Raw genomic sequence first — 22,837 nt, forward strand, 5'->3', positions numbered from 1 at the left:
ATGGGAAGGTCCGTGAAGGAACGCAGTTGCTTCGAGAGGGGAAGGGAGCGTCAGTGCTGCAGGGTCTCGCGCATGCGCGCGAGCTGGGTGCGGAGGCTGCCGTCGATGACGTAGCTACCGACCTTGGTGACCACGCCGCCGAGCAGCGCGGGATCGACCGCGGTGGTCACGACCACGGTCTTGCCGGTCGCGGTCGCGAGCGCCTGCTGCAGGCGCGAGACCGCGTCGGCGCTCATCGGTGCGGCCGAGGTGATCTCGGCCTGCACGCGGTTGGCGGCCTCGTCGGACAACCGCAGGAACGCGCGGCTGATCTCCGGCAGGCCGACGATGCGATCCTTGTCGATCGCGTGGGCGAGGAACTTGATGACCATCGGGTCGGCGCCGACGCGGCGACCGAGCGCCTCGAGCAGCTTCTTGCGATCGGCGACCGAGAAGCGGCGGCTCGACAGCGCGGCCAGCAGCGTGAGGCCGTTCTCGTCGGCGGCGCGGCCGAGCTCGGCGAGCGCGCCGAGGTCCTTGGCGTACTTGTCGCGGGCAGCGGGCGAGGGCGCCAGCTGCAGCAGCGCGCGGGCGTAGCGACGGGCGAGGCTTCCGGGAATCACGACGGTCCTCCCTCGGCGGCGCCGAGCGGGGCGCTGGCGGTCTGACGGATGTAGTCATCGACCATGCGGACCTGATCGGCGGCGCCGATGCGCTCGCGCAGGAGCACCTCGGCGCGGGCGACCGCGCGGTCGACGATTTCCTTCTCGAGCTGCCGGCGCCGCAGCTCGCCCTCGCGCTCGGCGGCGGCGATCGCCGACTGGCGGATGCGCTCGGCCTCGGCCTCGGCGGCGGCGATGATGCGGCTGCGGTCGGCGGCGGCACGGCTGCGCGCCTCGGTGAGGATCTCCTCGACCTCGCCGTCCATGCGGGCGAGGCGGGCGCGGACGTCCTTCATGACGCCCTCGGCCTGCTCGCGCGCCGCGCTGGCGCGATCGAGCTGCGACTTGATCTCGTCGCTCTTGCGGGCCGTGCTCGCGCGCAGCTTCGAGAAGAGCAGCTTCTCGAGCAGCCACATGAGCACGGCGAAGTTGATGAGGATCCACAGCAGGCCGGTCTTGCCGGTGTTGCCGAAGATCGGCGAGATCCACTCGATGCCGCCGCCGTGGGCGGCCTCGTGCCCGGCGGCCGGGGCCGCGGCGTGGGCTGCCGGGGCCGCTTCGCCGTGGGCAGGCGCAGCGAGGGCGACGTTGGCGAGCGCGAGGTTGGCGAGTGCCAGCCAGGTCGCGAAGGACATCACACGCGGGATGCGGGACATCAGGCGGCTCCCCTTCCCAGCAGCTTGCTGGCGATGGTCTGCGCGAGCTCGTCGACGCGGCCCGAGAGCTCGGTGCGGGCGGCCTCCGACTCGCGGGCGATGCGTTCGCGCGCGGCGGTGGCCTCGGCGCTGGCGGCCTCGCGGGCGGTCGCGAGCTTCGCGGCCTGGGCCTGCTCCTCTTCGCGGTGCGCGGCGCCGCGGAGATCCGCGGCCTGATCGCGGGCCGCCGCGAGCTTGGCGTCGTAGTCCTTCACCAGCGCGTCGGCCTCTTGCTCGAGCGCGACCGCCTTGCGAGCGGCGCCGTCGATGGCCTCGGCGCGGCGGGCCTGGGTCGCGAGCCAGGGCTTGAACAACAGTGGATTGAGGATCACCACCAGGGCGAGGAAGATGCCCCCCTGCACGAACAGGGTCCCGTCGATGTCGACCACCGGTGCGCCGACGAGGGCCAGCGACGAGGGCAGCGCGTCCGTGAGGGTCGAGAGAAGTGCGGCGTGATCCATCGTCGGTCCAACCTCGAGCGCTGACGCAGAGTCCGCCACGACCCGCGCTCGCGCGCGCTAGCTACCACGCTGCCGTCGCGGGCGTCAACGCCACCGTCGGCGCGTTGCGGCCGGGCGATCGCGCGCCGATGGGCCCGATTGCGTGGTGTTGGTGGCGATGGCCCCACCGCGGCTGGTGTCGGTGCCCACGTCGGGCGAGCGCGTCGATCGTCGACGGTGCGCGCGCCGCTCGCGGGGGCGTGCGGCGGGGCCGCTCGGTTGCGGCCGTTGGCTCAGCCGACCGCGGCGGTATCGGTCGGCGTCGGCGCCTTGTCGCGCTTGCGTTGACCGTTGCCGGTGGTCGCGTGCTGGCCGCTGCCGTCCATCTGGCAGTTGCCCTCGAACACGCTGCCGCGCTGGATCTCGAGCGCCGGGCTCGAGAGGTTGCCGTACACGCGCGCCGGCGCATGGATCTCGATCGACTCGCTGGCGCTGATGTCCCCGCGCACGGTGCCCTCGATGACGATCCGCGCCGCGACGATCTGCGCGCGCACGTCGGCCGACTCGCCCACGATCAGCGTGCCCTGCGTGCGGATCTCACCGGAGAACTCGCCGTCGATGCGCACCGCACCTTCGAACGTGAGCTTCCCGTCGAATGCACTGCCTTTGCCGAGGATCGTGGTGATGTCGGGGGTGTTCATGGGCGTCTGGCCTCGAGGCTTCTCGCGGTGGTCCGCGGGAGTGATCTCCGACCGCAGGCGCGGTGGAGATCGCCGCGGTTCCACGGCCCGATTCGGCACCCACGATCCTCGGGCGGGCCGAGCGTGGCGGGCAGTCCGGGACGGGCGCTGACCTTAACCGGATCGGCCGCCCCCGCATACCTGGCCGAGCGTTCAGCGGCGAAGCGGTGCCAGTATCCCCATCGCGATGCTTCGCGCAACACGACTGGCGGAAGGCGGCGGGCTTGTCTACGCTCCACCAAAGGTGCCGCTCAACCCCGAAGACAGCGCAGACGAGCATCGCGTCGTCGCGGGGGGCGAGCTGGCGCCCGAGGCGCTCGACGAGCCCAACCCCACGGCGTTGCTGGCCGAGTGCTTCGGTCGCGCGCGCCCGGTGCTGAAGGCGCTGGTGGCCGGCGTCGAGGCCGGTGACGCACTCGTGGTCGCGACCGATCGCAAGGGCTTTCCGGTTGCGCAGCGCGTGCTCCGTCGGCCTCGCGACCTGCCGCGTGCGGTCGTGATCGGTCGCCACAACCGCTGCGCGCTCTCGATCCCGAACGACAACCGCGTGAGCCTGCGTCACGTCCTTCTGACGGCGTGGGCCGGTGACGGTCCGATTCGCTACCGCGGCTACGATCTCGGCGGGCGCGCAGGGGTGCAGCTCGCCGATGGCAAGCGCGTGCCGGGCTTCTCGTTGATGGGCCACGGGCTGGTCAGCCTCGGTCGCACGATCGTGTTCGTGCTGCCGGGTGGTACGCCCGGCGTGGCGTTGCTCGACGGCAGCGACCAGGAGTCGTTCCGCAACCTGACCGGGCTCGATCCCGCAGGCAGCGGTGTGCGGCTGGCCGTGAGCGCCACCAGTGAGCCCGGCGTCGCGCACCTGGGCGGCGACGAGCTGCGCGAGTTCGGGGGCTATCGCGGCCTCGACGTCGACGCGCGTCCGCAGCCGCGCGGCATCCTGCGGCTGCGCTCGACCAAGCCGGCCGGCCGCGGCGAAGAGGTTCGCGAGCTCGAGCTCGACAGCCGTCAGCTGCAGCGCGGGCTGTTGATCGGCCGCTACAGCGACCGCTGCTCGCTCGCCGGTCACGGTCGCAACCTCTCGCGGGTGCACGCGCTGGTGACCGAGGAATCGCCGCGCTCGCTGCTGGTCTACGACCTCGCGAGCACCAACGGCGTGCGGCCGGCGGGCATGACCGAGGGGCCCAGCCACGCGGTGGTGCGGCTGTCCGAGGACTCGCCGGTGATGCTCGGCCACTTCGAGCTCGCGTGGGTGCCTGGGCGCCCCGTGAAGCTGCACTGATCGAACGCGGGCGCGCGCGCGTCCACATCGCTCGCATGAAGAAGCTCGGCATCGTGCTCATCGTCGTCGGCGTGCTGCTGGCGATCCTGCTCGCGGTGGGTTGGTGGCTCGATCGCACCGCCCGCAGGCTCGCCGAGCAGACCGCGAGCGCGCGCGTGCTCGAGGTGCTGCCCCACACCAAGCGCGCGGTGGTGACGATCGACGGCTTCCCGTTCCTCGCCGACGTGCTGTTGTTTTCGACCGTCGATCGATTGCACGTCGAGCTCGATGGCGTCGCCGATCACGGCGTGGAGGTCGAGCACGTCGAGCTGGTGGTCGACAAGATCCGCATCGATCGCGACAAGCTCATCGATGCGCAGCAGCTGAAGGTCACCGGCATCGAACGGGCCGAGGTGGTCGCGCGCGTCACCGGCGAGGCCATCTCGAAGGTGATCGGCGAGACCGTGAAGCTCGAGGGCGAGACCGCCAAGGTGGTGGTGCGCGGGCTACCGCCGCAGGTCGGCATGGGCGACTCGATCGAGATCGACGCCAAGCTCACCGTCGATGGTCGTCGCGTGAGCCTGAGCCTGTCGTCGAAGCAGGTGCCCGAGGCGGTGGCCCGGCACTACCTGCGCCCGATGCAGTTCACGCTGCCCGGCGAAGAGGTGCTGCCGTGCGCGCCGGGCCTGAAGCTGGTCGACTCGCGGCTCGAGCTGCGTTGCAGCGTGACCGAGCTGCCGGTCGCGGTCCGCCGCGCGCTGTAGCGGCGTGACGACGACGGACCCTCGTCCGGCTCGGGCCCCGCGTGGCTGCGCTCGCGGGTTCAGCGGGCCCGCAGTGCGTCGATGATCGCCCGGCCGCGGTGCCCCCAGATCGGGTGCGGCTGCCCACAGGCCTCGTCGGCCAGCGCGTTGGCGGCGCGCGCGGTGGTGATGCCCTCGGTCGCGGCGCGCTGCAGCATGCGATGGGTCACCGCCCACACCGACTGGTCCCAGCTGCGACCGAGGTGGCGCTCGAACGCGGGGTCGTGATCGAGCTGGCCGTACTGCTCGTTGGCGCAATTGACGATGCCCATGCGGTTGGCCACGAAGTCGGGCACGTACACGATGCCGCGCTCGGCCAGCAGGCGATCGTCGCGGCGGTCGTCGAGCAGCTGGTTGTTGGCGGCGCCGCAGACCACCGCGCAGCGCAGCATCGCGATGCTCTCGGGCTCGAGCACGCCGCCCAAGGCGTTGGGCGCGAAGATGTCGCAGGGCTCGGCGAAAATGCTGCGATCGTCGGGCGTGGCCAGCCGCAGCTCGACCGCACGGCCGGCGTAGTGCTGTCGCAGCTCCTCGATGCGCGCCGGCGAGATGTCCGAGGCGATCACGCGCCCGATGCCGCGCGCGAGCAGCTCGTCGATCATGAAGCTCGCGACGTTGCCCGCGCCCTGCATGGCCACGACCTTGCCGCCGAGGTCACCGCGGCCGAGGTGATCGAGGGCGGCCTCCATCGCGCACACCACCCCGCGTGCGGTGGCGTGCGAGGGGTTGCCGCTGCCACCGACCGAAGGCGGCACGCACGTCACGAAGCGCGTGGTCTCGAACACCGCGGCCATGTCGTCGGGGCCGGTGCCGACGTCCTCGGCGGTGATGTACACGCCGCGCAGCGAGGTCGTGAAGCGACCGTACTCGCGGTACAGCGTGCGACGGTAGTCGCGATCGCGAAACGGCGCGCCGTCACGACGCAGCACGATGCCCTTGCCACCGCCCCACCACAGCCCCGCCAGCGCATTCTTGCGCGACATGCCGAGCGACAGTCGCAGGCCGTCGCGCACGAACGACTCGAGCGTCGCGTAGGGCCAGAAGCGCAGGCCGCCGGCGGCCTGGCCCCGCACGCTGCGGTGCACGAACGCGCCGAACAGGGCGCCAGTCTCGGGCCCGACGCCGAACGCGATCGCCTCGTGGCGCAGCATGTCGCGGGTGTCGGCGTTGCACCACGCCGCCAACGGCTCGAGCCACGCCGCGTCGGCGACCATGCAGTTGCGATCGTGGTCCCAGTAGAGCAGTGCGCGGCCGCCGTGCCGTGCGAGCTCGCGGGCGAAGTCGTCGGGGTCGAGGTGCAACAGCTCGGACATGGCCGCGGTGTGTAGCACCACCGTCGCGTCGGCGACTACGGCGGTGCGCCAAGGCGACGCCGGCGCGACGGTGAGCCAGCGCTCGAATGCCTCGCGCTCGGCGGATCAGCTCGCGCCCGCGCGTCGTCGCAGCCACCACTCGCCGCCGAACGCGACGAGCAGCAGGAGCAGTGCTCCGGGGCCGCCCCACAGGGCGAGTTCGCGCCGCGCGGTCACGCGGCCACCGGTGTCGTCGGTGGTCGCGGTCGGCAGCTCCGCTGGTAGCGCGGCGCCCTGGGCGGCGTCGACGAAGGTCCCGCCGGTCGCGGTCGCGAGGCCTTCGAGTCGTGCGATGCCGGCGTCGGCGTCGATGCGACCGAGCTCGCGGCCGGGGGCCTCGACGATGAACACGCGCTCGACCGCGGTCGCGGTGTCCGGGCCCGCCTCGCCGTCGCCCTCGCGCCGCGCGATCGCCTTGTAGGCGCCGATCGGCAGTCCTGTGACCTGCTCCTGCGCGCGGCCCAGATCGTCGGTGGTCCAGCTGCCGCTGGCGATCGCCTCTGCGGCCTCGTCCGAGGCGCCCTCGCCGACGTCGCGCAGGGCCTCGACCTGCCAGCGCAGGGGCACCTTGGCCTCGGGGGCATAGGCGGCGGTGAGCGTGCGCGCGCGCAGCTCGACCGGTTGATCGACGCGGTAGCGCGGGGCGTCGGTGTCGAGCTGCAAGCGGCCCGAGCTGTCGTCGCGCAGCAACCACCGCACCACGCCCAGCCACAGCAGATCGTAGGGCCGCGCGCCGTCGACGAGCGCGAGCTCCGGCGCAAAGCCCAGGCGCCAGGTCGAGCCGGTCGCGAGCACCACCACGCGGCCCTTGCCGGGCTCCGACACCGCGAGGATCGGTCGGGGCTGTCCGCGCCCATCGAGCTGGGTCGGGTGGGCCAGCAGCGTGGTCGCGCCGATGTCGTCGGCGTCGCGCAGCTCGACCGGATTCCAGCCCTCGAGCTCTGGCAGCTCGCTCCAGCCGAGGCCGTCGCCGGCCAACAACCACCCCGTGATGGGATGGCGCCGCCCGGCGTCGGTGAGCTTGGGGCGCACGCGATCGGGCTCGTGGGTGATGCGGCGGCGCAGATCGATCGGCAGCTGCTGCGCCATCTCGGGGCTGCCGTAGCCGCGATCCGAGAAGCCCAGGTCACCACCGATGAGCACCAACGCGCCGCCGTCCTCGACGAACTGCGCCATGTTGTCGACGTACTGCCCGACCGAGTGCTTGACCGCGTCGAAGTTGTGCAGCACCACCAGATCGAACGAGCCCAGCTCCTGCTCGAACAGCTCCTCGGTGGGGAAGGGGATCAGCGAGAGCGCCTCGCTGTCCTCGCGCGCGATGTCGTCGAAGTCGCGCAAGATGTAGTAGCTCAGCAGCTCGACGTTGGGGTCGCGGCGCAGCAGGGTCCGCAGCGCGCGGACGTCCCAGTCGGGGCGACCGGCCACGTGCAGCACACGGACCTTGTCGCGCAGCACCTTCACCACGAACGCGCGGCGGTTGTTCGCGACCGTGGCCTCGCCGGGCAGCTCGGTCACGAGGATCTCGTAGACGAACTGCCCCACACGATCGGGCGCGACCTCGAATTCGACCCGCTGCGGCACGCCGTCCCCGGACAGCGCCAAGCGGCGCTCGCCGACGGTCTCGCCGTTGCGACGCAGCGTCACCGTGGCCCGCTCACCGCGCAGGCCGTGCGCGACGATGGTGGCCTCGAACGCGGCGACGTTCTCGACGAACGCGAACTCGCCCGCGCGGACCTCGGAGACCGCGACGTCGCGCAGCGCCGGCGCGCCGACGCTGACCGTGGTGATGGGCACGCCCAGGCGCGCGCCGACCTCCTGCAGCTGCGCGCTGGCGGCGTCGTCGTTGGTGCCGACCAGCCCGTCGCTCAGCACCACCACCGCCGCCAGGCGCTCGCCCGGCCGCGCTCGGTCGTCGCCGAGGCTGGCCAGCGCGGCCGCGAGATCGGACGCGGCACCGTCGGGCGCCACCGCCAGCGACTCGGCCGCCTCGCCGCCAAGCACCTCGAGCTCGTGGGCGAACGCGCGGACGTCGAGGCGCAGGCCCTCGTCGCGCCAGCTCGCGCGCGCGTCGGCGGCCGCCGCCCAGGTCGCGCGCAGCCGCTCGATGCGGGCGGTCGCGGTGCCGCCCTCGGACGCGTCGGGGATTGCCATCGAGGCCGAGCGATCGACCAGCACGACCACACGGCGACTCGTGGGCGCCACGCGATCGAAGCGCAGCGTCAGCTCGAAGGCGATCGCGAACAGGGCCAGCACCGCCAGCAACCGCAGCAGCAGCACCGCGATCGCGGTGCGCCGCGGCATCGCGCGGCCACGCCGCGTGAACGACAGCGTCGCCTCGACCAGCGCGATCGCGGCGCACAGCCCCAGCAGCAGCAACGCCGGCCACGACGGCACGTGGCCAGGCGCGAAGCTCCAGGTCTCGCTCATCGCCACCTGCGCGCGCGCAGCAGCGTCTCGACGTGGGCGCGGTCGGCCTTGTAGTCGGTGCAGGTCGCGTACAGCAGGACGTTCACGCCGAAGCGGATCGCCCACTGTCGCTGCTCGGCGCCGCCGGGCGAGCAAGGGTGCGCGGAGCGCCCGTCGGGCAGCTCCTCGAGCGCGCCGCCGAGATCGTTGCGCATGACCACCGCCTTGAGGCGGCCCTCCTCCTGGATCGCGAGCACGTGGTCGAACGCGGCGGTGCGGCCGACCGGCGCGTCGACCAGGTAGAAGCTGCGGAACAACACGTGGTCGCGCGCCACCGGGGACAGCGACGAGCCCGGTGCGATGCGGCCCAACAGGGCCTCGACCGATCGCACGAACGCGTTGTCGGTGCCGCCGTCGGCGGCGTCGAACAGCGCGAGCCCGCCGAGGTCGAGGAACTGCCGCAGGTTGGCCTCGGCGCCGCGCGAGAAGCTCGGCAGCGCCTCGTCACCGGCGATGTAGAGGAACGGGGTCTCGAACATCGCGGTGCGTTCGGCCTCGATGGTGCTGGGCTCGGTCACCGGCTCGAGGCGCGTGCGCAGTCGCAGCTCGCGCGCGAGCACCCGCATCGCGGAGCCCCGCGGCTGCCAGTGGCCGTCGTACCGCAGCTGGGGAAGATCGACCGTGATGGGGTCGTCGACCTCGGCCTCCGGCCAGCTGGCGGCTGGCGGCGGCGCGGCGCGGCCCAGGGCCGGCAGCGCGGCGAGTGTGCTGGCGCCGGCGCGCAGCCACTGCCGTCGCGGCATCGCGCGACCCCGCGGTCGTCGGTCGGATTCCATCTCGGTCGACCGAGCGTAGCCCATGGGCTTGGGTCGGCGCCACGCATGCCGTTACACTCTGGGCCGCCGTCGTGCCCGTCCTCGAGGTCGAATCGCTGCGCAAGACCTTCGTCCGCGGGCTGCTGCGCCGGCGCACCGAGGCCCTGCGCGGGGTCTCGTTCGCGGTCGAGCAGGGCGAGATCTTCGGCTTCCTCGGGCCCAACGGCGCCGGCAAGACCACCACCATCAAGATCTTGATGGGACTCATCCACCCCAGCGGCGGCCACGCGCGCGTGCTCGGGGCCGCCGCCGGTGATCGGCGCGCCAAGCAGCGGGTCGGCTTCTTGCCCGAGAACCCGTACTTCTACGACTACCTCACCGCCCACGAGCTGCTCGACATGGTCGGTCGACTGCACGGCATGACGGCCCCCGCGCGACGCCGCCGTGCGGCGACGCTGGTCGAGCAGGTCGGACTGGCCCACGCCGCACGTCGACCCCTGCGCAGCTTCTCCAAGGGGATGCTGCAGCGCGCCGGGCTGGCGCAGGCGCTGATGGGCGACCCCGAGGTGGTGGTGCTCGACGAGCCGATGAGCGGGCTCGATCCGATCGGTCGCAAGGAGGTGCGCGACATCATCATCGGCCTGCGCGCCGCCGGCAAGACCGTGTTCTTCTCGACCCACATCCTGTCGGACGCGACGCTGCTGTGCGACCGCGTGGCGATCCTCGCCGGCGGTACGCTGCGCGACACCGGCCCGCTCGGCGAGCTGCTCAATCCCCGCGTCGACGCGGTCGAGCTGCTCTACGACGGCGACGATGCCCTCGCGGTGCGAGTCGCCGCGATCGACGGCGAGCACACCCGCACCAGCGAAGGCCGCCTGGCGAAGCTCGCCGATCTCGAGCAGGCCAACCGTGCGGCGCGGCTCGTGCTCGAGGGCGGCGGTCGCGTGCTCTCGCTCGCGCCACACCGCCAGAGCCTCGAAGAGCTGTTCCTGCAAGAGGCGCGGGCGGTGGCACCGACGGAGGACCGCACATGAGCGCTGCGACCGACGAGCGCGCGCCCACCGGGGCGGGCGTGGGGCAGGCGTGGCAGCGGATCTGGGCCATCGCGCTCAACACCTTCCGCGAGGCCATGCGCAACCGCGTGCTCTACGTGCTGGTGCTGTTCGCCGCGCTGCTGATGGCGTTCTCCATCGTGCTCGGCGAGCTCTCGCTGCACGAGGAGGAGCGTGTGATCGCCGACATCGGACTCGCGGGCATCAGCCTGGTGGGCCTGGTGATCGCGTTGTTCCTGGGCGTGAACCTGCTGTCGAAGGAGCTCGATCGCAAGACCGTGTTCTTCGTGATCCCCAAGCCGCTGCACCGCCACGAGTTCTTGCTGGGCAAGTACCTCGGGCTGGCGGTGACGCTGCTGCTGCTGGTCGCGGTGATGTCGGCGACGCTGGCGGTGGTGTTGGCGATCGAGGGCGCCAGCGCCGACATCGCGCTGCTCCGCGCCGAGACGCTGGTCGCCTGCGAGCTGCTGCTGGTGGTCGCGGTCGCGCTGCTGTTCTCGTCGTTCTCGTCGCCGTACCTGTCGGCGATGTTCACTGCGTCGCTGTGGGTGGTGGGGCGCAACAGCGGCGAGCTGCGGGCGTTCGCGGGCGGCAAGCTGGCCGGCACTCCGCTGGCGAGCTTGCTCGAGACGGTCGCCGCGGTGCTGCCGGACTTCCACGTGTTCTACGTGTCGGGCGGGATGCTCGGCGACGACACGCCGGTGTCGATCCACGGCGGGTTCATCGGCTGGGGCTACGTCGCCGAGGCCGCGCTGTACGGCGCCAGCTACGGTGGCGTGTGCCTGGCGCTGGCGGCACTGCTGTTCGCCCGGCGAGACTTCACGTGAACCTGCGCGCCCGTCGGTGGCTGGTGCGCGGGGCCTGGGCGCTCGCGTTCGTGGGCCCGCCGCTGCTGCGGGTCGCGTGGGAAGGGCGCGTCGAGCTGCGCGCCGCCGACGAGGCCGCGGCCGCCGGTGACACCGACGCGCGAATCATCCACCTCGGTCGCGCGCTGCGCTGGCGTCTGCCGCTGGGCGACGCCGACGAGCGCGCGATCGCGGGCCTGCTCGAGGTCGCCGACGCGGCCGAGGCCGACGGCGATCCGACCACCGCGCTGGTCGCCTGCCGCGAGCTCCGCTCAGGGCTGCTGGGCAGCCGCGACTGGTCGGTGCCCCACGCGGACGTGCTCGCCGCCGTCGATGCCCGCATCGCGGCCCTGATGGCGGCGACGGTGCCCACCCGCGCCGACGAGGCCGAGCAGCTGGCCCGGCTGCGGGTCGCGAGCGAGGCCTCGCCGCTGCGCGCGAGTGCGGCTGCACTCGCCTTCGTGGTGTGGATGCTGGCCGCCGTCGCGTTCCTGCGCCGCGGCGTGGATGCCAAGGGTCGCCTGCAACAGCCGGCGGCCACGCGGCTCGGCGTGCTGGTGCTCGCGTCGTTGCTGGCGTGGTTGTGGGCCTGGTGAGGCGTCACTTCGGCTCGGCCTCGGGACGCAGCTGATCGCGGATCAGCGCCTCGAGGTCGGTCTTCATGGTGGGGTGATCGCGGCCCAGCTGATCGAGCAGATCCAGCATCACCTGCTCACGGGTACGACCCTGCCGCTCGAGCTCGCGCTGGCGCCGGTTGTTGCGCACCAGGAACACCGTCATGACGATGAGCAGGGCCGCGAACGCGAACGCGAAGAACACCGCGACCGCGTAGCCGAGCGCGATGTTGTCGCCGAATACGCTGAGCGTGCCCTTGCTGTCGGCCTGGCCGTCCTCGGCCTGCACCTCGGCGATGGCATCGTCGGCGCCGTGCACGATGTTGGACGCGATCGCGCCGGTCGTGCGGCCGATCGCGCTCTGCATCGGCGCGCTGCCGAGGCCGCGGCCGACCGCGGGCAGCACGTGCACGCCGAGCATGTTGCCGATCGCGGGGCCGAGATCGCGGCCCATCGTGCGCGTCAGCGCCGGTCCGAGGTCCTCTTCGAGTCCGGTCGCGAGCCCGCGGATGACGCCGCGGGTGGCGACCTCACCGAAGCGCGCGGCCTTCTGGGCATTCTCCTCCGACAGCGCGGCGTCGAGCGCCGCGTCCACCACCCGGTGCACCACCGTGGCGGTCGCGGGGGCGATCTGCTTCTCGATGAAGCTGCGGGTCTGCTTGCCATCGACGCCGAGGCCGTTGCGCTTGCTCGACGCGACCATGCCGTCGACCACGCCCTCGACGATCGACGCACTGAGCTTCTGCAGGCCGTCGCGCAGCTCCGGGGAGCCGATGATCGCGCCCAGGCGACGTTGGTTCTCGGGGCGCTCCAGCGACGCGAGCGACTCGTCCACCGCGGTGGTCACGACCCGCTCGGTCATCTTCTCGGAGAGCGGACGGGCGCCGGCCTCGGCCGGTGTCGCGACGATGCCTGCGCCCAAGACCAGCGCCAAGGCGCCCAGCACTCCGCGTGAACCGAACCTGCGTGTCATCGCTGCCACGGCAGTGCACTTGGCGTACCACCAACATGGTCGTCGTCGGGTCGTGCCCGGGCGTCGTGGTGTCGTCGTCGGCGCCCCCATGCGGGCGCGGACGCCCGTGCGCAGGCGCCCGCAGTGCTGTGGTGGCACCGGTGGATGCGCGATGGCGACCAGGGCCGTCTGCGCGCAGCTCCACGCGTCGGCTGCCCGCGAACGCACTGGCACGGATGGTGCTCATCCTCGAGTCCGAGGAGTTCCAGACAATGAGCAAGCTCTTGCGTGGTGTGGCAGCGGGATATGGTGCGTGGAAGCTCGGCGGCGGTGTGATCGGCACGGTGCTGATCTTCGTGCTGCTTTGGTGGGTGCTCGGTCACTTCGGCATCTTCCAGTGAGGCCTCGTGCAGTGAGGCCTCGTGAGCCGGCGGGCGACGTCTTCCTCGGGCCACGTCGCCTGCCGCCGAAGTTTGACGAACCCGGCCCGAGGAGAAGACTGCAGGTCGAGATGAACGAATCCAAGAAGGCTCGCAAGAACCCACGGATGATGTGCGTGGTCCGTCGCAGCCGACTGCAGCGTGCCGCGCTCGGCGTCGGTGGGCTCGCAGCGCTGGGTCTGGCCCGCCGCTTCGATGGTTGGTTGTCGCTCGGCATTGCCGCGACCGGCGGGCTGCTGCTGGCCAGCGCCGCGCGATCGATGCGCGTGCGCCCCGCCCGTACCCCCGCGTCGCTCCACCACGTCGAAGACGACGGCGGTGACGATGTCGACCGCGCCGGAGATGCCTCTTTCCCCGCCAGCGATCCGCCAGCTTGGTCGCCGACGACCGCGGGCGCCCCTTCCGCTTGAGCGTTCGATCCCTCGAACTCGACGCGTCTTCCTCGAACCGAACCGGGTCATGGGTCCGCGACGTCAATGGTGGCGTCGCGGACCCTGACATTCGTCGATCGCCGACGGTACGAGCCGTCGACGCGGGCCCAATGTTCAGAGCTCGACGCGGCCGTGGAGCGCGGGGCCTGCATCGTCCGGTGCACGCCCGCGCAGCGCCGCGATGGCCGAGGCGAGCAGGAACTTCAGGCCCTTCCAGCCGCTGTTGTCCCAGTACTCGGCGCGATCGGGCACGACGTGCACCAGGCAGAGGTTGGCGCTGGTGGGTCCCTCGGGGAACCACACCCGCCACGCCGGCTGCCACAGCTCGCGCACCAGCGCGGCGTCGGTGACGATCTCCGCCAGGCCCGACATGCCGAGGAAGGCGCGGTCGCGCTGCATCGTCACCGCGCAGCGCATGGTGTTCTCGATCTCCTCCACCTTCTGTGTGTCGGAGGCGGTGACGAACCACAGGTCGCCGCCAGCACCGATGCGGGCGATCCGCATCGGCCGCGCGTGGATGCTGCCGTCCTCCTGGTGGGTGACGAGCATGGCGTCGTCGAAGCGTTCGAGCAGCGCGAGGAAGGTCGCGCGCTGGGTCTCGGCGTCGTCGCCGGGGGCGTGGTCGATCGGGGTCTCGGGGGGATTCGTCACGGGTGCGTTCATGTCTCGATCCTGTTTGCGTCCGCGCGTTCGCGGCTCGACCGACGCGTCGACGACGCGTCGGTCGAGCCGCCGAGTTGGGAATGGCGGAGGGGCCCGCGTCGCTGGACGCGGTGGCCGACGGGGTCCATCCGCCGCAGATGGCGTCATGCCTGGGCTACTTGCGGTCGCCGTCGTCGTCGACCTTGCCGAGCTTCTCGGGGTCGGCCGCGTTCGACTGCTCGACCTTGAGTTCGTTGTTGACCGACACCACGCCCTCGGTGGCGGCGGCGATGCTGGCGGCCTGCTCGCGCTCCGCTTCGTTGTGCACGACACCCGACAGCGTCACGACGCCGTCGATCACATCGACATCGATGTTCACGCGGCGGACGTCATCGTCGCCCGAGAGTGCCCGGCCCACGCGCGCCTTGATGCCGAGGTCGCCGTCGGTGGCGTCGCCCTCGAGGGTGGCGTCGATCTGCAGCTCGTTGACGACCCGCTGCACGCCGTCGGTGGCGAGCGCGATGCGCTCGGCGGAGGTCTTCACGGTCTCGGAGTCGACCTTGCCGCGCAGGTAGACGACGCCTGCGATGGTGTCGACATCGATGTCGAACCGCTTGACGTCGGGGTCTGCGACCAGGCGGTTGCCGACGCGACCGGTGATCACGGCGTCGCCGGTCTGCTCGGTCACCGGCCGCGTGGTGGCGCACGCACCGGCCACGAGGGTCACGGGCAGGAACATGGCGAGCGAGAGCGCGTAGCTTCGAGCGTTCATGGCACAGGCTTTCCGTTTCTCCCGCGGAGCGGGTGTCCGGCCTGCTGTGCAATGGCCGTACCCGCGCGGCTTCACCTGCGTCGTCGCCCGAGCCACGCCGTGGCGGCGCGCGGACCCGTCGCAGGTGAGCGCGACCGCTCGCGCGGTCCCTCCCGTCAGGGCTTGCGCAGCCGCACGAGACCTTCTTGCGCGGTCGAGGCCACCAGCACGCCGTCCTGCGTGAAGAACTGTCCGCGCGCGAGGCCCCGCGCACCGCTCGCCGACGGCGAGTCGATCACGTACAGCAGCCACTCGTCCATGCGGAACGGACGATGGAACCAGATCGCGTGGTCGAGGCTGGCGACGTGCATTCCCGGCGTCATCCACGACACGCCGTGGGGCTGCATCGAGACGCCCAGCAAGTTGAAGTCGCTGGCGTACGCCAGCAGGTATTGGTGCACGCTGCTGCGATCGGGCAGCTTGTCGATCGCGCGGTACCAGACGCTGCGCTGTGGCGGCCGCACGTCGGGGCGCATCGGATCGTAGGGATCGATCGGTCGGATCTCGAGCGGCCGCTCGCAGGTGGCCTGCTCGCGCAGCGGCTCAGGGATGCGGTGGGCGAACTTGCGGGCCAGCTCGAGCTCCGACGCCAGGGTCTCGGGGGCGCTGGCGCCCGGGCTGGTGGCCTGGTGCTCGAAGCCGGGCTCGTGCAGCTGGAACGACGCCGCCATGGTGAATATGGCGTGGCCGTCCTGCACCGCGACCACCCGACGCGTGGTGAAGCTCTTGCCGTCGCGGATGCGATCGACCTCGTACACGATCGGCCGTTTGGCGTTGCCGGTGCGCAGGAAGTAGCCGTGCATCGAGTGCGCGAAGCGATCGGGCTCGACGGTCTGCTCGGCCGCCGACAGCGCCTGCCCCAAGACCTGTCCGCCGAAGACGTTCCCCCAGCCGAGATCCTGGCTCTGGCCGCGGAAGAGGTTGTGTTCGATGCGTTCGAGGCGCAGCAAGTCGAGCAGCTCGGTCAGCACGTTGGCCATGGCGGGCGCGACGGTACCACGCGGGGTCGAGCCCGCTGCGGCGGCGAGCTTGCAGGGCCCGACGCACATTCGTGCATGCGCGCCCCCGCGGTGGTCACGGCGAGGCGCGACGATCGAGCCAGGCCTGCAGCAACGTCGCACCGATGAGGATCGCGCCGCCGACGATCGCAAAGGGGCCGGGCCGCTCGTCGTGCAACAAGAACGCCCACAGCGGGTTGAGCACCGGCTCGATCATCAGGATGAGCGAGGCCTCGAGCGCGCTGACGTGGCGCATCGCGGCCCCGACCGCGAGGTAGGGCAGCGCGATCTGGAACACCCCGAGGTATGCCAACACCGCGAGGTCGGTCGGCGACGGCGTGAACGGGAACGCCCACGGTGCACAGATCGCGAACGCCAACAGGTTGCCGATCACGACCGCGTGCACGGGCGCACCGCCGCCGGACCCGGCGCCGCCGCGGGCCATGCGGCGCAGGCCGACCACGGTGCCGGCCCATGTCACACCCGAGACGATCGCCAGCAGGTTGCCGCGCGCGGGGTCCGGCGCGGTCGAGCGCGCCGGCTCGGTGCCGAGCATGAACAACGACAGGCCTGCGGCCGCGACCGCGACCACCACCAGCTGCCGTCGTCCGATGCGCTCGCCCAGCAGCCACGGCGACGCCAGCAGCACGTAGATCGGCGCCGTCGACTGCAAGAAGATGGTGTTGGCCGCGGTCGTGAGGCGGTTGGCCAGCACGAACAACACCACCGTCGCGGCGTAGAACAGGCCCACGGCCATGGCGGCGGGGCGCGGCCGCGAGCGCGCGGCGCGGGCCAGCAGCAACACCGCGACCGCGGCGACGCCCGAGCGGAAGCCGGCGATCTGCGGTGCCGTGAGCGACGCGGCCTTGATTGCGGCGCCGCCGGTCGAGAACAACAGCGCGGCGAGCAGCAGCTGCGCTCGCGCGCGGGTCTGCAGCGCGCGCTCGCTCACGGTTGCTCCGCGTCGCGGTGTGCGATCGCCTCGCGGTACACCCTGCGGTACGCCCCCGCGCCCTCTCGCCAGCCGAACGCGCGCGCCATGCCGCGGCGCTGCACGTCCTCGTGGTGGGCGCGGTCACGCCAGGTGCTGGTCGCCCGCTGCAGCGCGGCCGCCAGCGCCGGCGCGGTCGGGGCATCGAACACGAAGCCCGAGCCCGCGCCCGGTCGCTCGTCCTCGTCGATCACGGTGTCGGCGAGCCCGCCGGTGCGGCGCACGACCGGCGGAGTCCCGTAGCGCATGGCGTACATCTGCGTGAGCCCACACGGCTCGAAGCGCGACGGCACCAAGAAGAGATCGGCGCCCGCGAAGATGCGGTGCGACAACGCCTCGTCGTAGCCGCGCCGGTGTGCGACCGCCAGCGGGTGCAGGGCCACGAGCTGGTCGAGCGCCTGCTCGAGCGCGGGCTCGCCCGAGCCGAGCACCACCAGCTGTGCGCCCTGGGCCAGCGAGACCTCGACGGCCTCGAGCACGAGGTCGATGCCCTTCTGCCACGTGAGTCGACCGACCAGGCCGAGCACGGGCGCGTGGGTCTGCGGCGCCAGGCCGAGCTCGCGCTGCAGCGCGGCGCGGCAGCGCTGCTTGTCTTCGAGGTGGTTCGCGTCGAAGCGCGCGGGCAGGGCCGCGTCGGTGCGCGGATCCCAGGTCGCCTCGTCGATGCCGTTCAGGATGCCGACCACCGCGTCGCCGCGGTGACGCAGCAGCCCGTCGAACCCGATGCCGCCCTCGGGCGTGCGGATCTCGTCGGCGTAGGTCGGGCTGACGGTGGTCACGCGGTCGGCCCACACCAAGCCGGCCTTCAGCAGCGACAGCTCGCCGTAGAACTCGAGCCCGGCGGGGGTCACCGCAGCCGGCGGCAGCGCGAGCGCGCCTGCGAGCTGCAGCGCAAAGCGACCGGCGAACTGCAGGTTGTGCACCGTCAGCACGGAGGCCGGGCGCCCGCGGCCCCACCACGCCAGGTAGCCGGCCGCCAGCGCGGCCTGCCAGTCGTGGGTGTGCACGACGTCGACCGGATGGCCGAGCGCCGCGCCACCGATCGCGAGCATCGCAGCCGCGCGCGCCAGCAGTCCGAAGCGCAGGTGATTGTCGGGCCAGTCGACGCCGCTGGGGTCGCCGTAGGGGCCGCCCGGCCGATCGAACAACGGGTCACACTGCAGCAACCACCACTCGAGCGGGCTGTCGGGCACGCGAGCGATGCAGACACGCGCGCGGTGGCCCACGCCCAGGGGATCACCGAGCTCGATGTGCCGTTCCACCGCGACCCGCGCCAGCACGCCGGCATACGCGGGGATCAATACGCGAACGTCGTCGCCCTGCGACGCGAGCGTCTGCGACAGCGCGGTCACGACGTCGGCGAGCCCGCCGGTCTTGCACAGCGGCACCGCCTCGGAGGCGACCTGCAGAATCTTCATGCGCGGGGCCAAGGGTACGGCCGACGCGTCGGCGGCCGCAACCGCGAGTGCGAATGACGTTCGCACACTGCGCCCACGAAACTGCACCGGGTGCACTTGGACGAGGCCGCAAGGCGTGGCACAACCGCACCGCCGTGGTACCGCAACGCGTCGATCTCAACGCTGCGCTGCGCAGCACCCTCGCGATCGTGCTGGCCGGCGGCCGTGGTACGCGGCTGCGTGCGCTCACCGACGATCAGGCCAAGCCCGCGCTGCCGTTCGGCGGCAAGTTCCGCGTGGTCGACTTCCCGATGTCGAACTGCCTCAACTCGGGCGTACGACGCGTCGCCGTGGTGACGCAGTACCGCGCGCACACGTTGATCTCGCACATCCAGCGCGGCTGGAGCTTCCTGCGCGGCGAGCTGGGCGAGTTCGTCGAGCTGTGGCCGGCGCAGCAGCAGACCGAGCAGGCCAGCTGGTACCTCGGCACCGCCGACGCGGTCTACCAGAACCTCGGAGTCATCCGCGGGCACGCGCCCAAGTGGGTGATCATCCTCGCCGGCGATCACGTGTATCGCCAGGACTACTCGCGGCTGCTCGCGGCGCACATCGCCTCGGGCGCGTCGGTGACGGTGTCGTGCGTGGAGGTGCCGACCGCCCGCGGGTCGGCGTTCGGCATCGTGCAGGTCGACGGCGGCGGTCGCATCGAGCGCTTCTGGGAGAAGCCGCGACAGCCACCCGAGATCCCCGGCCGCCCCGGCATCAGCTACGCGAGCATGGGCATCTACGTGTTCGACGCGGCGCTGCTGATGGAGGCGCTGGCCGAGGACGATCGCGACCCGGACTCCAGCCACGACTTCGGCCACGACGTGCTGCCGCGCCTGGTCGGGCGCGGCTGCGTGGCCGCGCACGCGTTCGGCGACAGCTGCGTGATGCCCGAGGGCGCGACCGAGCCCTACTGGCGCGACGTCGGCACCCTGGACAGCTACTGGGAGGCCAACACCGACCTGCTGCGCGTGACACCCTCGCTCGATCTGTACGAGGAGAACTGGCCCATCTGGACCTACCAGTTCCAGCGTCCGGCGGCGAAGTTCGTGTTCGACGATCCCGATCGTCGTGGCTTCGCGGTCGACTCGCTGGTGTCGGCGGGCTGCATCGTCTCCGGTGGCGCCGTGCGACGCTCGCTGCTGTTCACCGACGTCCGCGTGAACTCGTACTGTGACGTGAGCGACTCGTTGCTGCTGCCGGGGGTCGAGGTCGGTCGTCGCGCGGTGCTGCGCAAGTGCATCGTGGCGCCGGGCGTGCGCGTGCCCGAGGGCGTGGTGGTGGGCGAAGACGCCGCCCGTGATGCCCGTGTGTTCGAGCGCACCGATGCCGGTGTGACGCTGGTGACCCAGGCGATGCTCGACGCCCTGGGCACGTGAGAGCGACGACTGGCGCGCCCCACGGGCGGGCGTGTTGCGATACGATGCGAGCATGGGATTGCACTGGTTCGTTGTCGCGGCCGCCGTCGTGGTGGGTGGCTGCACCGGGAACCCGAAGGAGGCCGACGGCGGCGAGGGTGGGGGCTCGCTCGGCGAGACCTCGCAGGGGAGCAGCGCGACGGCGACCCAGGGCACGGGCTCGGCCGACGGCTCTGGCGGCGCCTCGCAGGGGTTGACGCTCGACACCAGCGCGGGCACCGATGGCGGTGGCTCGACCGGCGGCGGCTCGACCGGCAGCGGCGGCGCATCGGCGGGCGACGCCTCGGGATCCACCGGCGCCGGCACCAGCGACGCCGGTGGCAGCAGCGGTGCTGGAAGCAGCGGCGACGGGGGCAGCAGCGGCGGCGGCGTGCTGGCCTGCGGCGAGAACGAGGCCGCGCCGGGCGGCGCGTGTCCGGCTGCGTGCAGCGGCGGCTGTCAGGGCAACACGTGCACGATCGGCTGCGGCGCCCACGGCTGCGAGGGCATCGCGGTCGACTGTCCGGCGGGGTTCGACTGCGAGGTCGACTGCGACGGCGACAACGCCTGCCACGGCTCCGACATCCACTGTCCGTCCGGCGGGCTCGACTGCCACGTCAGCTGCGACGACACCAACGCCTGCCACGACACCAACGTGCACTGCGGCGACGGTACCTGTCGTGTCGATTGCCTCGCGCCCGCGGGCAACGTCTGCCACGGCGTCACGCTGCACTGCGGCAGCAACGACGGCCACTTGATCTGCGGCGAGACTCAGAGCGGCGAGCAGGTCGTCGCGGCCAAGGTCAGCAGCTGTGCGTGCGAGGCCGAGGGTTGCTGACTCGCGAGCCACTGCGGCGCGCCGAGCAGCCGACCGGCCGCGTGCACGAACCGGCGCGCCGTCTGCAGCGCCGGTGAGCAGCCCGCATTGAAGATGCCGAGCGGTCGCGGGCCGCCCAGCCAGCGCTCGGAGGGCCGGTGACGATGGCCGTGGAGCACGAGGTCGCAGCGGCCTCGTAGGCGTCGCAGCAGCTCGGGGCCGCTGGCCAGCGGATCGGCGAAGGGCAGCCCCAGCGCGCTGCCGAGCGCCTCGAACAGCGACTCATGGGGCATGTGCGTGACGTGGTGGTGAAGCAGCACGCACACCAACGCGCCGGGCTCGGCCGATGCGAGCGCGGCCTCGATCGCGTCGAGCTCGGGCGCAGGCAGCTCGCCGTGGGCGACGATGGCGAGGCCCGGGCGTCGGCGCGTGCTGTCGCACAGCACCAGGTGCAGGCCCGGAGCCCTGCGCACGCGTACGCGCTCGCCGGCCATGGTCAGCTCGGCGATGTCGTCGCCCAGTCGATCGTGGTTGCCGGGCACGACCGTCAGGCGGCCGCGGGCCGCGAGCGGCTCGAACACCCGGGCGAAGCGCTCGAACTGCGCGAAGGTGCCGTTCTCGGTGACGTCGCCGGTGACGACGACGTGATCGACGTCGTCGTCGACCAATCGCTGCACGAGTGCGCTCGTGCGGCGCTCGAGCCGGCGGCCGGCACCGAAGTGGAGATCGGAGAGATGGACCAGGCTGCTCGGCATCGGACCTCGCTTCCGCGGCCCACCTTGACGGCTGTCGATCACGATCGGGCGTCGCCGCCGTGACGATCCGAAGACGCGATCGCAGTTCACGTTCGCGTCACCGCAGCGCCCTCGGATCGGCGCGCAGCCCTGATCTCCTGCACATCGAGGAGCGGCGACGAACCATGAACGACGAAGCATGGCTGTGGCGGACCCTGGTGATCGTGGTGGCCTCGGGCGCGACGCTCGGGCTCGTGGTGCGGACGGGGCTGGCGTGGATCACCTGCCGACACGCGGCGCGTCGGCGGCCCGAGCTGGTGTGCGCCCCCGGCCTGAGCGTGTTCAAGCCGCTGTGCGGCCTCGATCCCGGGCTCGAGGACAACCTGCGTGCGCTGTTGCTGCAGGACTACCCCGGCATGCGCGACGGCGGGGTGCAGGTCATCTTCGGCGTGACCTCGCCGACGGACCCGGCGCTGGCGGTCGCGCGGCGGCTGGCGTCGTCGTTCCCGGCTGCCGACATCGCGGTCGTCGTCGGCGATCCCGACGCGGCCAAGAACCCGAAGGTCGCGAACCTGCTCGGCATGGCACCCCACGCCCGCCACGGCCTGTGGCTGGTGAGTGACTCGAACGTCCGCGTCGCGCCGGGCTACCTGCGCGACATGGTCGCGACCCTGCAGCTGCGCGACGTCGGGCTGGTCGCGAACCTCGTGGTCGCCGGTGATGGTCGCGGGCTGGGCAGTGTGTTCGAGCAGCTGCAGCTGGGCGGCATCATCGCGGCGGGGGTCGCCGCCGGCGACCTCATCGGCCACCCCTGTGTGATCGGCAAGTCGATGCTGCTGCGCCGCGACGACCTGTCGGCGCTCGGCGGCCTGCGGGCCTTCGGTGACGTGCTCGGCGAGGACTACGTGATGGGGCAGGCGTTCGCGCGTGCCGGCCTCGGGGTCGAGATCTCGTCGCACGTCGTGCACGCCGAGGGGGGTGCGTGGTCGCTGCGACGTTTCGGTGCGCGACATCTGCGGTGGTGCCAGATGCGGCGATGGATCGCACCGACGGCCTACGCGTTCGAGCCGCTGTTGATGCCGTCGGCGTGGGCGCTCGCGCTGCTGGTGCTGGCGTTCGCACCCGCGGCATGGGCCGGGCAGGCCGCGGTGTCGCCGATGGGCCTCGGCGCGCTCGCGGTGCTGGGGCTCGCGATCGCGTGCGCCATCGAGGGCGTGCAGGCGCGGGCGCTGCACCACGCGCGGCCGTCGTGGCGACGCCTGCTCGCGACCCCGCTCAAGGACCTCGCGATGCTGGCGCTGTGGCTGGCCGCATGGGTGATCCGCGGCGTCCACTGGCGGGGGCACGACTTCCGCATCGGCCCCGGCTCGCGGCTGGTCGACGCGCACGCGACCGAGGCCCTCGAGCCGTTCCTCGCGCCCTCGCCGGGCGAGGCGCTGCCGTAGCCGCAACGCGCGACGGCGACGGCCCGTCGTCAGGGGCCTTGGTTGACGTCGCCGAAGCTCGCGGTGGGCGGCAAGG

Annotated in this window: 23 protein-coding genes; 9 read left to right on the top strand and 14 right to left on the bottom strand. The window is 72.2% G+C overall.

The features are described 5' to 3' along the window. Positions 1-50: 50 nt before the first annotated feature. The 4 genes from atpH to IPH07_01085 all read right to left on the bottom strand — a co-directional run bounded on the left by atpH (position 51) and on the right by IPH07_01085 (position 2,477). Entirely contained in the window at positions 51-602 is a 552-nt protein-coding gene (gene atpH, locus IPH07_01070; GenBank protein ID MBK6915966.1) for an ATP synthase F1 subunit delta, read from the bottom strand. Continuing rightward, entirely contained in the window at positions 599-1,297 is a 699-nt protein-coding gene (locus IPH07_01075; GenBank protein ID MBK6915967.1) for an ATP synthase F0 subunit B, read from the bottom strand. The genes atpH and IPH07_01075 overlap by 4 nt, the downstream gene beginning before the upstream one ends. After that, positions 1,297-1,797 (bottom strand): ATP synthase F0 subunit B, encoded by a 501-nt coding sequence (locus IPH07_01080; GenBank protein MBK6915968.1) that lies wholly within the window; start codon positions 1,795-1,797, stop codon positions 1,297-1,299. Before IPH07_01080 ends, IPH07_01075 begins: the two co-directional genes overlap by 1 nt. Positions 1,798-2,069: 272 nt before the next feature. After that, a complete protein-coding gene (locus IPH07_01085; protein MBK6915969.1) occupies positions 2,070-2,477 on the bottom strand; it encodes a polymer-forming cytoskeletal protein in 408 nt (135 codons plus the stop codon). Between the two features lie 283 nt (positions 2,478-2,760). Here IPH07_01085 and IPH07_01090 point away from each other — a divergent pair, with 283 nt between their 5' ends. After that, a complete protein-coding gene (locus IPH07_01090; protein MBK6915970.1) occupies positions 2,761-3,795 on the top strand; it encodes a hypothetical protein in 1,035 nt (344 codons plus the stop codon). 35 nt (positions 3,796-3,830) lie between these two features. Then, entirely contained in the window at positions 3,831-4,538 is a 708-nt protein-coding gene (locus IPH07_01095; protein MBK6915971.1) for an LmeA family phospholipid-binding protein, read from the top strand. A gap of 59 nt (positions 4,539-4,597) precedes the next feature. Here the strand turns inward: IPH07_01095 and IPH07_01100 are convergent, their stop codons facing one another. From IPH07_01100 to IPH07_01110, 3 genes are all read right to left on the bottom strand, one after another. Further along, positions 4,598-5,890 carry a Glu/Leu/Phe/Val dehydrogenase gene (locus IPH07_01100; GenBank protein MBK6915972.1) on the bottom strand — a complete coding sequence of 431 codons (1,293 nt, stop codon included), beginning with the start codon at positions 5,888-5,890 and terminating at the stop codon, positions 4,598-4,600. A 105-nt stretch (positions 5,891-5,995) separates the two neighbouring features. Then, the gene (locus tag IPH07_01105; protein MBK6915973.1) at positions 5,996-8,356 is read right to left on the bottom strand and encodes a hypothetical protein; all 2,361 of its coding nucleotides are present in this window, start codon (positions 8,354-8,356) and stop codon (positions 5,996-5,998) included. After that, complete coding sequence (locus tag IPH07_01110) at positions 8,353-9,171, bottom strand: DUF4159 domain-containing protein (protein MBK6915974.1); 819 nt, start codon at positions 9,169-9,171, stop codon at positions 8,353-8,355. The genes IPH07_01105 and IPH07_01110 overlap by 4 nt, the downstream gene beginning before the upstream one ends. Positions 9,172-9,242: 71 nt before the next feature. Between IPH07_01110 and IPH07_01115 the strand changes: the two genes are divergently transcribed. From IPH07_01115 to IPH07_01125, 3 genes are read left to right on the top strand one after another with little or no spacing between them, the layout of a single operon-like run. Continuing rightward, positions 9,243-10,184, top strand: a complete 942-nt coding sequence (locus tag IPH07_01115; protein ID MBK6915975.1) for an ABC transporter ATP-binding protein — start codon at positions 9,243-9,245, stop codon at positions 10,182-10,184. After that, positions 10,181-11,029 carry an ABC transporter permease gene (locus tag IPH07_01120; GenBank protein ID MBK6915976.1) on the top strand — a complete coding sequence of 283 codons (849 nt, stop codon included), beginning with the start codon at positions 10,181-10,183 and terminating at the stop codon, positions 11,027-11,029. Before IPH07_01115 ends, IPH07_01120 begins: the two co-directional genes overlap by 4 nt. Further along, positions 11,026-11,643 carry a hypothetical protein gene (locus tag IPH07_01125; protein MBK6915977.1) on the top strand — a complete coding sequence of 206 codons (618 nt, stop codon included), beginning with the start codon at positions 11,026-11,028 and terminating at the stop codon, positions 11,641-11,643. Before IPH07_01120 ends, IPH07_01125 begins: the two co-directional genes overlap by 4 nt. 4 nt (positions 11,644-11,647) lie before the next feature. On the opposite strand, the gene IPH07_01130 is transcribed toward IPH07_01125, so the two are convergent. Beyond that, positions 11,648-12,595, bottom strand: coding sequence for a hypothetical protein (locus tag IPH07_01130; protein MBK6915978.1), 948 nt, complete (start codon positions 12,593-12,595; stop codon positions 11,648-11,650). Between the two features lie 529 nt (positions 12,596-13,124). Here IPH07_01130 and IPH07_01135 point away from each other — a divergent pair. Further along, a complete protein-coding gene (locus IPH07_01135; GenBank protein MBK6915979.1) occupies positions 13,125-13,463 on the top strand; it encodes a hypothetical protein in 339 nt (112 codons plus the stop codon). A gap of 135 nt (positions 13,464-13,598) precedes the next feature. Here the strand turns inward: IPH07_01135 and IPH07_01140 are convergent, their stop codons facing one another. The 5 genes from IPH07_01140 to glgA form a co-directional block, all read right to left on the bottom strand. Beyond that, positions 13,599-14,135 carry a pyridoxamine 5'-phosphate oxidase family protein gene (locus tag IPH07_01140; protein ID MBK6915980.1) on the bottom strand — a complete coding sequence of 179 codons (537 nt, stop codon included), beginning with the start codon at positions 14,133-14,135 and terminating at the stop codon, positions 13,599-13,601. 166 nt (positions 14,136-14,301) lie between these two features. Next, positions 14,302-14,898 carry a BON domain-containing protein gene (locus IPH07_01145; GenBank protein MBK6915981.1) on the bottom strand — a complete coding sequence of 199 codons (597 nt, stop codon included), beginning with the start codon at positions 14,896-14,898 and terminating at the stop codon, positions 14,302-14,304. A gap of 155 nt (positions 14,899-15,053) precedes the next feature. Further along, positions 15,054-15,917, bottom strand: a complete 864-nt coding sequence (gene tesB, locus IPH07_01150) for an acyl-CoA thioesterase II (protein ID MBK6915982.1) — start codon at positions 15,915-15,917, stop codon at positions 15,054-15,056. A 94-nt stretch (positions 15,918-16,011) separates the two neighbouring features. Further along, positions 16,012-16,872 carry a DMT family transporter gene (locus IPH07_01155; protein MBK6915983.1) on the bottom strand — a complete coding sequence of 287 codons (861 nt, stop codon included), beginning with the start codon at positions 16,870-16,872 and terminating at the stop codon, positions 16,012-16,014. A gap of 11 nt (positions 16,873-16,883) precedes the next feature. Beyond that, a complete protein-coding gene (gene glgA / locus IPH07_01160; protein MBK6915984.1) occupies positions 16,884-18,344 on the bottom strand; it encodes a glycogen synthase GlgA in 1,461 nt (486 codons plus the stop codon). 53 nt (positions 18,345-18,397) lie between these two features. Here glgA and glgC point away from each other — a divergent pair, with 53 nt between their 5' ends. Then, positions 18,398-19,747: a glucose-1-phosphate adenylyltransferase gene (glgC, locus tag IPH07_01165; protein ID MBK6915985.1), complete on the top strand. Its 1,350-nt coding sequence runs from the start codon at positions 18,398-18,400 to the stop codon at positions 19,745-19,747. Positions 19,748-19,799: 52 nt separating this feature from the next. After that, positions 19,800-20,603 (top strand): hypothetical protein, encoded by an 804-nt coding sequence (locus IPH07_01170; protein ID MBK6915986.1) that lies wholly within the window; start codon positions 19,800-19,802, stop codon positions 20,601-20,603. Here the strand turns inward: IPH07_01170 and IPH07_01175 are convergent. Next, on the bottom strand, positions 20,537-21,337 hold the full coding sequence (locus tag IPH07_01175) for a metallophosphoesterase (protein MBK6915987.1): 801 nt from the start codon (positions 21,335-21,337) through the stop codon (positions 20,537-20,539). The two genes, IPH07_01170 and IPH07_01175, sit on opposite strands and share 67 nt — an antisense overlap. Before the next feature lie 164 nt (positions 21,338-21,501). Here IPH07_01175 and IPH07_01180 point away from each other — a divergent pair, with 164 nt between their 5' ends. After that, positions 21,502-22,761, top strand: a complete 1,260-nt coding sequence (locus IPH07_01180; GenBank protein ID MBK6915988.1) for a glycosyltransferase — start codon at positions 21,502-21,504, stop codon at positions 22,759-22,761. Positions 22,762-22,837 lie beyond the last annotated feature (76 nt).

Source organism: Deltaproteobacteria bacterium, assembly GCA_016709225.1.
Taxonomy (GTDB): domain Bacteria; phylum Myxococcota_A; class Polyangia; order Nannocystales; family Nannocystaceae; genus Xiheibacterium; species Xiheibacterium phototrophicum.